Source organism: Algoriphagus lacus, assembly GCF_003583985.1.
GTDB lineage: Bacteria > Bacteroidota > Bacteroidia > Cytophagales > Cyclobacteriaceae > Algoriphagus > Algoriphagus lacus.
The window spans coordinates 306,169-320,470 of record NZ_QXML01000006.1 but is presented as its reverse complement, the minus strand read 5'-3'; the positions used below and the strand labels follow the sequence as shown (position 1 = coordinate 320,470).

Genomic DNA, 14,302 nt, shown 5'->3' with positions numbered 1-14,302 from the left:
AGCGTTTAATTTCATGGGGAATACCGGAAAAAAGAATGAGTCAAAAACCAAATAATCTTTGGCTTTGTTTTTACCTTTGACAAAGAATACTCAACCCAAATTTAACTGAGCCATGACTGAAGATTTTCTTCCCATCAACGGGACCGATTACGTGGAACTGTACGTTGGCAATGCCAAGCAGAGTGCACTTTTCTACCAATATGCATTCGGGTTTGAATTGATTGCCTACGCAGGACCTGAAACAGGAGTGCGCGACCGCGCATCGTATGTTCTCAAGCAGGATAAAATCCGACTGGTACTGACCTCTCCACTAAGCTCAGAGCATCCCATCGCGGATCATATTCGAAGACATGGAGATGGAGTAAAAGTACTTGCCTTATGGGTAGACGATGCTGAAAAATCCTGGTGGGAAACTACCTCACGCGGTGCTGAGTCAGCTTCAAAACCTGAGGTAATCAAAGATCAATTTGGTGAAGTAAAGGTGGCCTCCATCAAAACTTATGGAGAAACGATTCACACGTTTGTGGAGCGTAAAAACTACACTGGTGTGTTTCTTCCGGGCTACCAAGCAAGAAAAAGTACCTACAAATCAGAAGGCATCGGTCTCAAATACATCGACCACTGCGTGGGCAATGTGGAATTGGGAGAAATGAACCGATGGGTGGAGTTTTATGAAAATGTCATGGGCTTCAAATTGCTCCTGACTTTCGATGACAAAGACATCTCCACTGAATATTCGGCTCTGATGTCCAAGGTAGTTTCCAACGGAAACGGATACATCAAATTCCCAATCAACGAACCTGCCGAAGGAAAGAAAAAATCACAGATTGAGGAGTATTTGGATTTCTACGGAGGTCCGGGAGTTCAGCACATGGCCATTGCCACCGATGATATCTGTCATACCGTTAGTGAATTGAGAAGAAGAGGTGTGGAATTTCTTGAGGTCCCTGCTTCCTACTATGATGACTTGTTGGATCGGGTCGGGAAAATCGACGAAGACATTCAGCCACTGAAGGACCTCAATATCTTAGTCGACAGAGACGAAGAAGGGTACTTGCTTCAAATTTTCACTAAGCCTGTACAGGATCGCCCAACACTTTTCTTTGAAATCATTCAGCGAAAAGGTGCAAAATCCTTTGGAAAAGGGAATTTCAAGGCACTTTTCGAAGCCATCGAACGGGAACAGGCACTGAGAGGAAACCTTTGATTCAGAGATTAAGGTATCTCAAATTGAAATACCTGAAAAAACAATAAAACCAAAAAAGCCGGAAATACCGGCTTTTTTGGTTTATGTATGGAAGCAAAGATTAACCACTTATTTGGCGTACAATTTCTCGTGTAATTTTTTCAACTCTTCCACAGCTATTTTTATGATTTGGCGGTCATAGGTCATCAATCCGTTGGTTTCAATTTCCACATCGGTGGTTTGGGTGTAAATCGCAGCAGCCAGTCCTTTTGGAATCATTTTGGACAAATCTTCCAAGAGAATGGAATATCTGGCTTTTAATTCTTCCTGGGTTTTGAAACTCTGATAACCCCAATTGTCTTTCAGTTGCCAGGTGTGACCTTCAATGGGCAAGCCTAATCCTCCATACTCTCCCAAGACCAGAATATTTTGCGACCCGAATATTCCCGGATCAGGCATGACTGGATCAGGATAGTTGTGCAGGTCCATGATATCTCCTACCACTTTGGTTCCCTGCATCTCAAAATTACCGCCACTGGCAGAATTGATCAGACGGCTCGGATCCTGATCCCGGGTAAGCTTGGTAATTTCAGTAGTTTTGAACTGTCCCCAAGCCTCATTAAAGGGAACCCAGACGACAATAGAGGGAAAAAACCTAAACTCGTTGATAATTTCTTTCCATTCTGTTTTGAAAATTTCTTCAGATTCTGGCGTTCTGTCTTTGTTCATTCCTTCCCTGATGATTCCTGGTCGGACTTCCCATCGATTTCCCATATCCCCGCTCGGCATGTCCTGCCAGACTAGCATTCCCAACTTATCAGCATGGTAATACCAACGTGCAGGTTCAACCTTCACATGCTTTCGGATCATGTTAAAGCCCATTTCCTTTGTTTTTTCGATGTCGAAAAGCAAAGCCTCATCCGTGGGAGCGGTATACAATCCATCAGGCCACCAACCTTGATCCAGAGGACCATATTGGAAAAGGGGTTTTCCATTTAGGAACATTCGCTGATGTCCATCGGAAGCCTTGGCCATTCGGATATCTCGGTAAGCAGCATACGATTTTACCTCCTCGATCAACTTTTTACCCTCAAAAAGCTTCACGGACACTTCATACAAAAACGGAGATTCGGGAGACCAAAGCTTTGGATTGGAGATTTTAACAGGAGCTGGTTGATTTGCCTGGGCTTTAAAGCTCGCTACAGGCTTGCCGCTTTCAATTAAGCTAACTTCCACTTCCTGGCCGGGCTTTGGATTTTTTATTTCCGGGTAAAATGCCTGAACAGAATTTTCCCAATCCGTCATAGAGAAAAGAGAAGAAATGTAACTCACAGGAACGGCCTCCAGCCAAACCGTCTGCCAAATTCCGGTCACAGGAGTGTACCAAATTCCACGGGGTTCTTTGACCTGCTTGCCTCGAGGCTGTGGTCCCGAATCACTGGGATCCCAAACCCGCACGCGGATCTTTTGGGTTTTTCCTTTGACAAGATGGTCTGTGATGTCAAAACTAAAGCCGTCAAAACCTCCTTTATGTGTACCAATGGAAGAACCGTTGACCCAAACTTCCGCTTCCCAATCAACCGCGCCAAAATGTATCAGAATCCGCTTTCCTTTTCTGTCCAAAGCCAGGTCAAAATTTCGCTCGTACCAGAGCTCATTTTCAGGCCCTACAGTTTGCTGAACACCGGAAAGGTAAGACTCAACAGCAAATGGAACGGTGATTTTTCCTGCAAAACCTGCTTCAGGAAAACTTCCTTTGGGCAGAATAGAATAATCCCACTGCCCGTTGAGGTTTTGCCAAGTTCCACGAACCAATTGAGGACGCGGATATTCCTGAAGTGGGGCTTCCGAATTAACTTGGTCAGTCCAGGGTGTTTTTAATCGGGCCGTTTGCGAAAAACTTTCTAGACAAAACGAAAAAAGGAGTAAAATGAAAATTGATCTCATAGTCAGCTAAGTAAGTGATAGCTGAACTTATTGAAAATGAAACCAAAGAACAAGAGGATTTAGAGAAACGGTATTTTCTACAACTGCGCTTTCTGAAGGTGCCTGAGGTAAAGAATTGGATCTTGGTCCCTGCTGATTGAATAGAAAAGCCATATCTGAATTGATCTTGGGAAAAGTATTGTCCTGATTTTCAGGATGACCCAAGCCTAAAAACAAACCTGAGGTTTCAGATCGAATATCTACAGTCACTGTTTCAAATTCCAGTTTCACCTGCTGAACGGGTTGAAAAAAACCTCTAACGTCAACAGTCATTTCCAACTCCGGATCGGCCATTGGGATAAAACTGGAATTTTTCCAAATGCTTGAGTTTGGGTCAGAAGCGGATTGGCCATTTTTCCAGGAAACCTGACTTAGCATTCTGTCAGGAAAATTAAATCCCAAACCCAGCCATCCCTCTTCAGAAGTTTGAATAGAAGGGGCTGATGCTTCCATTTTCAAATCTCCATTTGCAAATACGGTCCAAGTCAAAATGGCCGGCCAAGGATTGTAAGAAGATTGGATTTGAATCGAACCGTTCTTAAGCCTTTTCCAGCTCACTTTGGAAAAGGTGCTTTGATTAATTTCGGCGCCAGCGCTTTGGGAAAAGGGCAAAACATGCATACCTACTTTTACCTTATCCAAAGTGCCCTTTGCTTTTCCAAAAACAAAAATTGACTCCCCTACAGCAATCTGAAGTTCCGTGGTTGATTCCCTTACTGTAATTTGATTTTCCGGGTTTTCACTTTCAAAATCCTTGGATTTGGGATCAGTCAAAGGTTCAAAAGCTGACCAGGCAAAAAGCCTAAAAGGCAACATCAACAGCACGGTAAATACGCAAAATCGAAAGGACATAATCTCAGGAGCTCGGGGCGATTGGAATTCTAAAGTAAGGTTATTCTAAGTATATAAAAATCAAGCCAAATCTTATGCCTCCAACTTACTATGTCCAAATTTGAGTTTGATCATTTTTTTTGACGGGGTGGCAATTTTTGACATTTTCTATAACTTAGAACCACACTGAAATTTTTAAACAGAAATGAGTTCAATCGACCCTGCAATTCTAAGCAAAGCCCAAAGCTGGCTGGATGGAAATGTGGATGCTGAAACCAAGGCATCAATCAAAAAATTAATGACCGACAGTCCAACCGAATTGGTGGATTCCTTTTATCAGGATCTGGAATTCGGTACCGGAGGCCTTAGAGGTCTCATGGGTGTGGGCACCAACCGGATGAATGTTTATACGGTAGGGATGGCCACCCAAGGTCTTGCAAACTATTTATTGCAATGCTTTCCTGGGCAGGAAATCAAAGTAGCAATCACCCATGACAGTAGAATAAACAATACCCTTTTTGCAAAAACCACAGCAGATGTATTCACTGCAAATGGGATTCATGTCCTCTATTTCAGAGAAATGCGCCCCACTCCGATGCTTTCTTTTGCAGTGAGGCACTTTGGTTGCAAAAGTGGCGTAATGATCACCGCCTCACACAATCCAAAGGAATATAACGGATACAAAGCTTATTGGGAAGATGGTGCTCAGGTGGTGGCACCACATGACACCAACATCATCAAAGAAGTTCAAAAAATCACCTCTTTTGAACAGGTAAACTGGAATAAAAACGATGCGTTGTTCCATTACATCGAGTCAGATTTTGACGCCATTTATTTAGACTTAGTGAAAGGACTGAGCTTGGCCAAAGCCCAAATCCAAGCTCAAAAAAACATGCCGATCGTTTTTTCTCCAATCCATGGAGCTTCAGGAAAGATGGTTCCTGCAGCGTTGAAAGCTTTCGGTTTTGAAAATATACATGTCGTAAAAGAGCAGATCGAGCCGGATGGAACTTTCCCTACAGTGATTTATCCCAATCCTGAAGAAGCAGAGGCCTTGACCCTCTCTGTGGAATTGGGTAAAAAAGTAGGAGCCGAACTGGTCTTGGCCTGTGATCCGGACGGAGATCGATACGCCGCTGTGGTTCCCAATGAGAAGGGAGAATTCGAACTTTTGAACGGCAATCAAACCGGGACGCTCCTTACCTATTATTTACTCAGCAGATGGAAAGAAGGAGGAAAGCTGAACGGAAAGCAATTTATGGTCAACACCATTGTAACCACCGAGCTGATCAATGACATGGCGGCTGGCTTCGGTGTAAAATGCTTTAATGTGCTTACCGGATTTAAAAATATCGCTGCGATCATCCGTGACCTGGAGGGAAAAGAAACCTTCATCGGAGGTGGAGAGGAATCATACGGATATCTGGTTGGTGATTTTGTACGGGATAAAGACGGTGTCAGCGCCTGCGCTATGGTGGCTGAATTGATCGCTTACTTCAAGACCAAGGGAAAGAACGTATTCCAGGTATTGGCAGAAATCTACAGCGAATTCGAGTTTTATAAGGAGTCCCTGATCTCAGTGACCAAAAAAGGAAAAGACGGTGCCGAACAAATTCAGAAATTGATGGCCGACTTCCGTACCAATCCACCATCAGAAATGAATGGGATTGCTGTGGAGCGAATTGTTGATGTGAAAAATTCAACGGTAACCGATTTGAAATCCGGAAAAGTAGAAAAGTTGGATATGGACAAGTCGAACGTGATGCAGTTTTATCTTGCTGACGGAAGTAAAATATCAGCGCGGCCTTCCGGTACGGAGCCTAAAATCAAATATTATTTCTCCGTTCACGCTCCACTTGCAAATCCGGCAGATTACCGAAAAGTAGAAGCCGAATTGGTAGCAAGATTGGAAGGTCTGAGAAAGTATTTTAGCTAATCCACCAATTAAAAAAAATAAAAGCACCGGGAAATCGGTGCTTTTTTCATTTGAACTCAATGGAGGTTAATTGGAAGAAATCATCACTATTCCTTTCCGATATGGACTAAGGCATCTCCGACATTGATCACCGGATTGTTGTTCAATCCGATTACATGCCCGTTGGTACTAGCTTTTACTGGCACGATAACTTGCCCATAAGGGTCTGAAATTCTGGCAATTATTTGACCCTTTTTAACTTCATCTCCCAACTTGACAGAGGAATAAAAAATCCCCGATGCCTTGGCTCTCGTCCATTCGGAAGACTTAAGAATCAGTGTGTTTTGAGGGATCTGCGGAGCATTGATCATATCCAAATAATGAAGTAGGCGCTTTGTACCGGTGATTCCCTCCTCGATTGCATAATTGTCCAGCCTCATTGATTCGCCTCCTTCAAAAACCAAAAGATGCTTTCGGGCTTTGTAGGCCGTTTTTCGAAAGGACTTTTCGATGTGTTTGGAATTGACTACAAAGTGAGTCCCAAAGGCCTTGGCCAAATCCACACCGACTTTGTCCTTGAAATCCACCCGGATTTGGGGGTGATTGGAGAGCATTCTTCCGCCGGTATGAAAATCAATTCCCAAGTCAATCTGTGGGATTATTTCCTCATTTATTATGAAGGCTATTCTGGAGGCCAGTGATCCTTTTTTGCTTCCTGGGAAACTTCGGTTTAAATCTCTCCCATCCGGAAAAGTCCTACTATTTGACAGAAATCCATAAATGTTGACGAGAGGGATGATGATGAGTGTTCCCTTCAATAATTCTAACCCTTGGTCAATTTCTTCGAGGATCTTTTTAGCTGTTACCACACCGTTGATTTCATCGCCGTGAACACCTCCGGAGATCAGTACCACCGGACCTTCGTTTTTCGAGGATCTAATAAAAATCGGTAAATCGATTAGTGTATGGGTGGGAAGCTTGGCAATCGGTAATTCTATATTCACAGACTGACCGGCACGAACCCGGACTCCGTTGATCTGAACTTCTTTCATGAAATGGAATGGCAGATTGGGTTTTTCATTTCGGATTGGGTCAAAATCTTGCTTATTTAGCAAGTCTAACGACTGTCCATGAATATACAAGAAAACATTTCGCTTAAGCCTTACAACACCTTCGGAATAGCTAAAAACGCCCGTTTTTTTACATCAGCGGATTCGGTGGAAAGCCTTAAAAAGGCGCTGATTTGGGCAAAAGAAAACAACCAGAAGGTGTTGATTTTGGGAGGCGGAAGTAACATACTACTTACGGCAGATTTTGATGGTTTAGTGATAAAAGTTGAGTTAAAAGGTATTGAAAAGGTAAAGGAAGATAACGACCACATTTGGGTAAAAGTCGGGGCAGGTGAGGTTTGGCATGAATGGGTCCTGCATGCGATTGACCATCACTGGGCTGGAGTGGAAAACCTTTCTCTTATTCCTGGTACAGTCGGAGCTTCTCCTATGCAGAATATCGGGGCTTATGGAGTTGAGATCAAGGAAGTGTTTGAAAGTCTTGAAGCACTGAATCGGAGCTCTCTGGAAGTTTGGAAATTTACGGCTGAAGAATGCAAATTCGGATACCGCGAGAGCGTATTCAAACACGAACTGAAAGATCAATTCGTAATTTGCTCAGTCACTTTTAAACTCCGTAAAAAGCCTGAATTCCATGTAGAATATGGAGCCATTCAAGATGTATTGAAAGAAAAAGGCATCACTGAGCTCTCCTTAAAATCAGTAAGCGACGCCGTAATCGAAATCCGAAATTCCAAATTACCAAACCCAAAGGAAATTGGAAATGCGGGTTCATTCTTCAAAAACCCCACAATTAGCGCTATTCAGTTTGAAAAACTGAAATCCGTCTTTCCTTCAATTCCAGGATATCCAAATGAAGAAGGAATAAAAGTACCTGCAGGTTGGTTAATTGAGCAGGCCGGCTGGAAAGGAAAAAGAATCGGTGAAGTTGGCGTTCATGCCAAACAAGCTCTTGTTTTGGTCAACTATGGAAACGGAGACGGGATTCAAATCAAAAGTCTTTCCCAACAAGTACAGCAAGCAGTGAAAGAAAAGTTTGGTATCGAGCTTAGTCCTGAGGTAAATTTTATTTAAATCAACTGGTCGTGAACCTCTAATTCCTTGGAATACCGCTCCACGTCCACACCAAATTTTTTAAGAAAATCCACCCCTTCATCTGTACCAATTCCTTTATACTCAGCATAGGAAAATAGATAGACTACTTTGGAAATGCCCATGGAGAAAATAATTCTAGCGCAAGCAAGGCAGGGAGCCAAGGTTACATAAAGTGTAGAGCCTTCCACCGAGGTATTGTTTTTTACTGCGTATAAAATCGCATTTTGTTCGGCATGAAGTGCCAAAGAGCAGCTTCCCTTGCTATCCCTAGCACAGCCTGATTCCGGAAATTCAACATCACAGTTGTGAGTCCCCGCAGGTGGCCCATTGTAACCAATTGAAATAATACGGGTATCCTTTGTCAAAACAGCTCCGACATGCTTCTTAATGCAATGTGACCGCTTGGCAAGGTTCACCGCCAATTCCATAAAGATATCGTCAAAGTCAGGCCTGCTCATAAAATTCGTTTGCCAAAAATAGCAATCCTAAACTAAGTCGGGAAGGTATTCGGAATAAAGCCAGGTGTTTTTTCGTTAGAGAAGAAAATCTAACTTTCCATTACTCATCGAGTTTTCGATTTGTAAATCCGCAATAAAATGAACCGTAACTATTCAGTAGCATTCATTCTTCTGATCACCATTGCCCTTTCCTCCTGCAGCTCCATTGAGATCTTTAAGGAAAACACGGAGTTGCCGATTGCAAAACCCTATCAAACCTTTGTGATAATTAACAAAGAGGTTGGTATGAGAGGTTTTTCATCCCAATTTTTAGATGAATTAGTTCAAATCCAACTCCAGGAGACACTCGAAGAAGCTGGAATGAAATACGATTCCCAACAACCTGATGTAGTGATAAGGTATCATTCAAACGAAGACACCCGACAACGGGAAGTAGTAAATAATCCGAATCCATATCCATTTTGGGGATATCGTGTCTATGACCCATGGATGTACAATCCATACAATTCCGGATACAATAGAGTAACTACTAGTAATTATGAATTACTCCAAGTTATTGTTGATTTTATTGATCCAGACAAAGACCAATACCTTATGACCTTAACCGGAGTAACAGAAGTCAGTAGCCCAAAAACCAAGGAAAAGAAAGTTGAAAAAACCTTGGATGCAGTATTGAAGTCCTTCATCAGCCAAAACAATCAAACCCAAAAGTAACATGGAGAAAAAATACAAAACCTTACGGGAGTTTTACCCCTATTATCTCGAAGAGCATCAAAATCCTACCTGCAGAAAATTACACTTTGTGGGTACTGGCCTAATTTTCATCATTCTAGCCGCCGGAATAATTACAGGAAATTATTATTGGTTGATTTCAATTCCATTTGTAGGTTATGGATTTGCATGGGTCGGGCATTTCTTCTTTGAAAAAAATAAACCAGCAACCTTCCAATATCCCTTTTACAGCCTAGCTTCTGACTTCATGTTGTTTTTTGATTTGCTTGCTGGGAAGGAAAAGTTCAAATGAGAGGTAAATAATCTTAGAAAAGTTACAAGTTTTATGGCAAAGTATTTGCACACGTCATAAAAGCTTGTACTTTTGTATAAGTTATAATGTATTTCGGCACTAGGTTTTTGCATTTCAATGCTCACTATTGTACTCATAGACGACGATCCCATAAGCACTTTTGTGACTGAAAAACTCATTTCCAAGAATGTGAAGGAACCCTGTCAGTTTTTCAAATATCATAGTGCCAAAAGAGCATTGGAAGAAATCAATGATATTAAGCCCAATTTCCTTTTTCTGGACCTAAACATGCCGGAAATGAATGGATGGGATTTCCTTGATCAGTTTCATCCTGAGGATAATGATGCACAAATTTACATCCTAAGCAGTTCGGTAGATCAACGGGATATAACCAAGGCAAGCCAATACCATGTGGTCAAAGACTACTTATCGAAACCACTTATTAAGAAATACATCAAAACAATCTTCAACTGATCAAAAAAAGGTCAGTTTTTTTTTGATTGATTGTTTCATTCCAAACCTACTTTTCCGAAATTGGTTATAGTCGAAAACAAATTGACTATGGCTAAAGCAAATCCTAGACTTATTGCAGCAATTGAAAAGACGGTCGCAAAACTTACGAATGGTGCGGCCTATCAGTGGGGACATATGGGGGCGTGCAACTGCGGTAACCTAGCTCAAGAATTAACCCATTTTTCTAAAGCAGAAATACACCAGTATGCCATGCAAAGGCATGGGGATTGGAACGAACAACTCCTAGATTACTGTCCTACTAGTGGTTTTCCGATGGATCTGATGATTTCCAAAATATTGGAGCACGGGTTGACGCTGGATGACCTTGCCCATTTGGAAAGATTGTCAGACCCTAAAATTTTGTCTCGAATTCCGAAAGAACGAAGAGACCTAATGAATAAAAACTCCAGACAAGATGTGATACTATATATGGAAATCTGGGCTAATGTACTGAGAGAAAAGTGGGTCGAAGAAAACGAGCCAGAATTGGAATTTGGCCAAGAAAAAAAATTAAAGTTGCCTGTATTGGTGTGATTAAAATTTTGTCTTATTTCGTACCGTTTAAATCACTAAAACCCTTTAAAGAAAGCTATGGAGGATTTTGAAGAAGATTTCGATGAAGTTGATGACTTCGAAGAAGAGGATGAATTTGAGGACGATTTTGAAGACGAGTATGACCTCGATGAAGAAACCGAGTTCTTGGATGATAATATCGTTGACTTCGATGAAGAAGACGATTTCGAGGACGAAGATGAAATTGTAGACGAGGACTTCGAAGACGATTTGGATTAATATCCTATCCTAATCTTACGCCGATATTTACTTTGGTAAAATCGATGTCGGTCTTTATCTTCGTACAATCGTTAAGATTTCAATATTAAACACATGATACTACTAGATATTTTCAGTTCACCACTTATGCCAGGAGCTCAGACTTTCCTGTTGATAGTGTGTACTCTTATAGGAATTGGTGCTGGATTGTCTGCAATGGACGCAAGAAGCACTTTTTCCAAGAAAAAGAAAGCTGATCATTAAATCAACTAACTTATACTAAAAGGAGGCAATGCCTCCTTTTTTTTTACTCCGAAATCCAAGAAATCAAGTAAGTCTAAACAACCACTCTGGTTTTTTAACGGGAACGATAGATTCTCCCGAAACTAGTTCGGAAAAGTCATAATGATAGCTTAAAAAATATATTCCTATGAAACCTCAGAACTACCAAAACCATACCCGCTACTATCCCTTCCATCATTTCATTTTAACTCCGTTGACCTTACTTTATCTGGGTTGGACTATTGAAAGAATGGATTTTAGTACGAGTGACACCACTTCAACAAGCATTTATCACTTGATTGGCGCCATTATTTTGGTTTTGATTCTATTCTTAGCCCGAATTTATGCGCTCAATAACCAAAATAGAATCATATTGATGGAGATGAGCCAGAGGTATTTTCACCTCACCGGCTCCCCTTTTTATTCTAAAGAAAGCCAATTAAAGCTTAGTCAGATTATCGCATTAAGATTTGCCAGCGATGAAGAACTACTTCCCTTGATGGAAAAGGCGATTAAAGAAAAATTGAGTCAAAAAGAGATCAAACTTCAAATCAAGAATTGGAAGGGAGATTACCGAAGAGTTTGATCAATCAAACTTCTTTTCATGAATTGCAATTTGAATAAGCCCGTGAAGGTTTTCTCGGGCTTTTTTCTTGAAATCCTTTGATGAAAATTCCAAAGGAGGTAGCTCCAAAACCAAATCAAAGCCTGCCTTTCTTCCTCCTTCTCCAGCGGTTATCAATGCGATCTTTTTACCCTGTTCCTTTGCAAGTTTTAGCAGCTGATAACTTGCTTTCCCTTGGTTGCTCTGAGTGTCATATTGACCTTCTCCGGTAATTATCCAGTCGGATTGATTGACTTTATTTCTCATATCAACCAGATCAAAAAAGTAATCAGCCCCAAATTTGATTTGTGTCTTAAAAAAGAAATCCAAACCTAATGCTATTCCCCCCGCCGCACCAAAGCCAGGTAAATCATGCCAATCTCTTTTCACTTTTTTTCTAAAAAGCTCCAATAGCAATTCACAATCCTTTTCAAAAGGATCAAGTTGATCAAGTTTTAGGCCTTTCTGAGGACCAAAAACTTTGACTGCACCCTCAGCCCCAAAAAATGGATTTTTGACATCACAAAGGCAAGTAAATCTGATTTTAGGAAGAGATAGGGATTTCTGGACATGTTTGATCTTTGAAAGAAATCCTGGAGAAAATACAGGTAGTTCCCGACCAGTTTCGTCCAAAAAAAGAACTCCTAACGCATTCAAAATACCGGTCCCCATATCCACTGTTGCGCTTCCTCCTAAGCCAAGAACTATCTCCTCTGCACCGAATTCAATTGCTTTTTTGATCAGTAAGCCTGTCCCAAATGTGGAAGTGGTGTAAGGGTCTTTTTGATAATCCAAAAGGGCACCTAATCCGGATGCTGTAGATACATCGATAAAGGCCTTTTTCGACTCCGGATCCCAACCAAAAAATCCCTGAACAGGAACTCCTATCGCATTCAATACTGGAATGCTTACACTTTCCAATCCTAAAGACTCAATCAGCAAAGCGCAAGTACCGTCTCCTCCATCCGCCACAGGTTGCAACAAACAATTATGATGCGTCGATCTTACCAATACATCTGAAATAATCTCTGCTGCTTCATCCGCAGGAATTGTTCCTTTGAAGGCATTTGGAGCAACCAGAAATCGCATGATTAGGTATTTTTCATTCGGGCAAAATAGTCTTTACTAGCGGCGCGGACCTTTGGAGAAAGGTAAAGGGCCGAAATCATCGTCGGAAATGCCATAACCGCATACATTCCATCCACTAAACTTACCACAACTTCAAGAGATGCCACTGATCCCAAAACGATGGTCACCAAGTAGAAGTAATTATAGTATTTGGCTTTATCTGCCCCAAAAAGGTAATTGGTGCACTTGTGCCCGTAGTAGGAATAAGTGAAAATAGTGGAAAGTGCAAAAACCAATACAGAGATCATCAACAAGTATTTCCCATAAACCGGAATTCCCAATTCAAAAGCTTCAAGGGTAAGCCGGACACCATCGTTTTCCGAGTTTTCCCAAACCCCTGTCAATAAAATCACTAAAGCAGTTAAGGTACACACAACAATAGTATCGATAAATGGACCCAGCATCGCAATTAAGCCTTCTCGAATCGGCTCATTGGTTTTTGATGCTCCGTGGACCATCGGGGCCGTTCCTATACCAGCCTCATTAGAAAATGCAGCCCTTCTAGCACCGGTAATAATGACCGCTCCTACAGCTCCGCCCATCACTGCATTGCCAGTAAAAGCATCTACTACTATCAATTCAAGCATCTCTGGAACTCGCCCAATGTATTTGATTACAATAAGCAAAACGGTGAAAAAGTAAATCCCAACCATGAAAGGAACCATTTTAGAGGCTACTTCAGCAATCCTTTTTAACCCACCCAAAATTACCACTGCCGTTAGCAGCATGGTTATAATCCCAATAATCCATCGGTTGCGTTCTTCCTCTTGGATGGTTTCCGGTTCAATAAGAATCGCCTGAGTAAGTGCCGTAAGTTGATTGGATGTGAAAACAGCCAACAAACCGATAAACCCGGCTACAGCGAAAATCACGGCAAGGAATTTCCATTTCTTTCCCATTCCTTCTTCAATCACATACATGGGACCACCTTGAATTTCACCTGAACTGTCTTTTCCCCGATACATAATCGCTAGGCTGCAGGTATAGAATTTGGTCGCCATTCCCAAAAAAGCAGCCACCCACATCCAAAACAGAGCACCCGGTCCTCCCATGTTGATGGCAATAGCAACTCCGGAAATATTTCCTAAACCAACAGTGGCAGCAATCGCTGCAGACAAAGCCTGAACTGAGGTGATCTGGCCAGGTGCCAGGGAGTTGTCATATTTGCCTCGAAGTAGCCTGATCGCATGCCCGATTTTTAGAACGGGTATGAATCCGGAATGGAAAAAAAAGTAAGTTCCTCCTCCTAATAACAAAACCAAAATGGGAGGTCCCCAAATCCAATTGCTAAAATCAATAATTATTTCTCTCATGAGGACTGCGATGTCTTGATAAATGCTTTCTGCGTCTACTGATCTTCGATAATAGGGGCAATTTCCCCAAAAACAAAAAAATACCATCCATGTGCCAAGAAAAAGCCCGAAGCATTCTCACACTTC

15 protein-coding genes are annotated in these 14,302 nt (G+C 41.7%); 9 read left to right on the top strand and 6 right to left on the bottom strand.

The annotated features are described in order from the left end of the window. The first annotated feature begins 112 nt into the window (after positions 1–112). Positions 113–1,207: a 4-hydroxyphenylpyruvate dioxygenase gene (hppD, locus tag D0X99_RS13780; RefSeq protein WP_119478409.1), complete on the top strand. Its 1,095-nt coding sequence runs from the start codon at positions 113–115 to the stop codon at positions 1,205–1,207. Between the two features lie 108 nt (positions 1,208–1,315). Here the strand turns inward: hppD and D0X99_RS13775 are convergent, their stop codons facing one another. Both D0X99_RS13775 and D0X99_RS13770 read right to left on the bottom strand, forming a co-directional pair. Continuing rightward, on the bottom strand, positions 1,316–3,133 hold the full coding sequence (locus tag D0X99_RS13775) for a glycoside hydrolase family 2 protein (protein ID WP_119478408.1): 1,818 nt from the start codon (positions 3,131–3,133) through the stop codon (positions 1,316–1,318). A 27-nt stretch (positions 3,134–3,160) separates the two neighbouring features. Then, entirely contained in the window at positions 3,161–4,024 is an 864-nt protein-coding gene (locus D0X99_RS13770) for a hypothetical protein (protein ID WP_147392233.1), read from the bottom strand. Positions 4,025–4,208: 184 nt separating this feature from the next. Between D0X99_RS13770 and D0X99_RS13765 the strand changes: the two genes are divergently transcribed. Continuing rightward, positions 4,209–5,939, top strand: coding sequence for a phospho-sugar mutase (locus D0X99_RS13765; protein WP_119478406.1), 1,731 nt, complete (start codon positions 4,209–4,211; stop codon positions 5,937–5,939). Positions 5,940–6,025: 86 nt separating this feature from the next. On the opposite strand, the gene D0X99_RS13760 is transcribed toward D0X99_RS13765, so the two are convergent. Beyond that, a complete protein-coding gene (locus tag D0X99_RS13760; RefSeq protein WP_119478456.1) occupies positions 6,026–6,970 on the bottom strand; it encodes a succinylglutamate desuccinylase/aspartoacylase family protein in 945 nt (314 codons plus the stop codon). Between the two features lie 78 nt (positions 6,971–7,048). On the opposite strand from D0X99_RS13760, the gene murB reads away from it, so the two are divergent. Then, a complete protein-coding gene (murB, locus tag D0X99_RS13755; RefSeq protein ID WP_119478405.1) occupies positions 7,049–8,062 on the top strand; it encodes a UDP-N-acetylmuramate dehydrogenase in 1,014 nt (337 codons plus the stop codon). On the opposite strand, the gene D0X99_RS13750 is transcribed toward murB, so the two are convergent. Continuing rightward, a complete protein-coding gene (locus D0X99_RS13750; RefSeq protein WP_119478404.1) occupies positions 8,059–8,541 on the bottom strand; it encodes a deoxycytidylate deaminase in 483 nt (160 codons plus the stop codon). The two genes, murB and D0X99_RS13750, sit on opposite strands and share 4 nt — an antisense overlap. A gap of 138 nt (positions 8,542–8,679) precedes the next feature. On the opposite strand from D0X99_RS13750, the gene D0X99_RS13745 reads away from it, so the two are divergent. The 6 genes from D0X99_RS13745 (at position 8,680) to D0X99_RS13720 (ending at position 11,717) form a co-directional block, all read left to right on the top strand. After that, positions 8,680–9,255: a DUF4136 domain-containing protein gene (locus D0X99_RS13745; protein ID WP_199708097.1), complete on the top strand. Its 576-nt coding sequence runs from the start codon at positions 8,680–8,682 to the stop codon at positions 9,253–9,255. A gap of 1 nt (position 9,256) precedes the next feature. Further along, a complete protein-coding gene (locus tag D0X99_RS13740) occupies positions 9,257–9,565 on the top strand; it encodes a DUF962 domain-containing protein (RefSeq protein WP_119478403.1) in 309 nt (102 codons plus the stop codon). 117 nt (positions 9,566–9,682) lie between these two features. Next, positions 9,683–10,039 carry a response regulator gene (locus tag D0X99_RS13735; RefSeq protein WP_119478402.1) on the top strand — a complete coding sequence of 119 codons (357 nt, stop codon included), beginning with the start codon at positions 9,683–9,685 and terminating at the stop codon, positions 10,037–10,039. Positions 10,040–10,126: 87 nt separating this feature from the next. Next, positions 10,127–10,612 (top strand): hypothetical protein, encoded by a 486-nt coding sequence (locus D0X99_RS13730; RefSeq protein ID WP_119478401.1) that lies wholly within the window; start codon positions 10,127–10,129, stop codon positions 10,610–10,612. Between the two features lie 57 nt (positions 10,613–10,669). After that, positions 10,670–10,870 (top strand): hypothetical protein, encoded by a 201-nt coding sequence (locus tag D0X99_RS13725; RefSeq protein WP_119478400.1) that lies wholly within the window; start codon positions 10,670–10,672, stop codon positions 10,868–10,870. A 409-nt stretch (positions 10,871–11,279) separates the two neighbouring features. Next, positions 11,280–11,717, top strand: a complete 438-nt coding sequence (locus tag D0X99_RS13720; protein WP_119478399.1) for a DUF6526 family protein — start codon at positions 11,280–11,282, stop codon at positions 11,715–11,717. On the opposite strand, the gene D0X99_RS13715 is transcribed toward D0X99_RS13720, so the two are convergent. Both D0X99_RS13715 and D0X99_RS13710 read right to left on the bottom strand, forming a co-directional pair. Continuing rightward, positions 11,718–12,824, bottom strand: a complete 1,107-nt coding sequence (locus tag D0X99_RS13715; RefSeq protein WP_119478398.1) for a glycerate kinase — start codon at positions 12,822–12,824, stop codon at positions 11,718–11,720. A gap of 2 nt (positions 12,825–12,826) precedes the next feature. Beyond that, on the bottom strand, positions 12,827–14,176 hold the full coding sequence (locus tag D0X99_RS13710) for an alanine/glycine:cation symporter family protein (RefSeq protein ID WP_119478454.1): 1,350 nt from the start codon (positions 14,174–14,176) through the stop codon (positions 12,827–12,829). Positions 14,177–14,302: the final 126 nt, after the last annotated feature.

Excerpts from the sequence above, each read along its gene's own strand:
- hppD (WP_119478409.1), top strand. The coding sequence starts at position 113 with ATGACTGAAGATTTTCTTCCCATCAACGGGACCGATTACGTGGAACTG.
- D0X99_RS13775 (WP_119478408.1), bottom strand. The coding sequence starts at position 3,133 with ATGAGATCAATTTTCATTTTACTCCTTTTTTCGTTTTGTCTAGAAAGT.
- D0X99_RS13770 (WP_147392233.1), bottom strand. The coding sequence starts at position 4,024 with ATGTCCTTTCGATTTTGCGTATTTACCGTGCTGTTGATGTTGCCTTTT.
- D0X99_RS13765 (WP_119478406.1), top strand. The coding sequence starts at position 4,209 with ATGAGTTCAATCGACCCTGCAATTCTAAGCAAAGCCCAAAGCTGGCTG.
- D0X99_RS13760 (WP_119478456.1), bottom strand. The coding sequence starts at position 6,970 with ATGAAAGAAGTTCAGATCAACGGAGTCCGGGTTCGTGCCGGTCAGTCT.
- murB (WP_119478405.1), top strand. The coding sequence starts at position 7,049 with ATGAATATACAAGAAAACATTTCGCTTAAGCCTTACAACACCTTCGGA.
- D0X99_RS13750 (WP_119478404.1), bottom strand. The coding sequence starts at position 8,541 with ATGAGCAGGCCTGACTTTGACGATATCTTTATGGAATTGGCGGTGAAC.
- D0X99_RS13745 (WP_199708097.1), top strand. The coding sequence starts at position 8,680 with ATGAACCGTAACTATTCAGTAGCATTCATTCTTCTGATCACCATTGCC.
- D0X99_RS13740 (WP_119478403.1), top strand. The coding sequence starts at position 9,257 with ATGGAGAAAAAATACAAAACCTTACGGGAGTTTTACCCCTATTATCTC.
- D0X99_RS13735 (WP_119478402.1), top strand. The coding sequence starts at position 9,683 with ATGCTCACTATTGTACTCATAGACGACGATCCCATAAGCACTTTTGTG.
- D0X99_RS13730 (WP_119478401.1), top strand. The coding sequence starts at position 10,127 with ATGGCTAAAGCAAATCCTAGACTTATTGCAGCAATTGAAAAGACGGTC.
- D0X99_RS13725 (WP_119478400.1), top strand. The coding sequence starts at position 10,670 with ATGGAGGATTTTGAAGAAGATTTCGATGAAGTTGATGACTTCGAAGAA.
- D0X99_RS13720 (WP_119478399.1), top strand. The coding sequence starts at position 11,280 with ATGAAACCTCAGAACTACCAAAACCATACCCGCTACTATCCCTTCCAT.
- D0X99_RS13715 (WP_119478398.1), bottom strand. The coding sequence starts at position 12,824 with ATGCGATTTCTGGTTGCTCCAAATGCCTTCAAAGGAACAATTCCTGCG.
- D0X99_RS13710 (WP_119478454.1), bottom strand. The coding sequence starts at position 14,176 with ATGAGAGAAATAATTATTGATTTTAGCAATTGGATTTGGGGACCTCCC.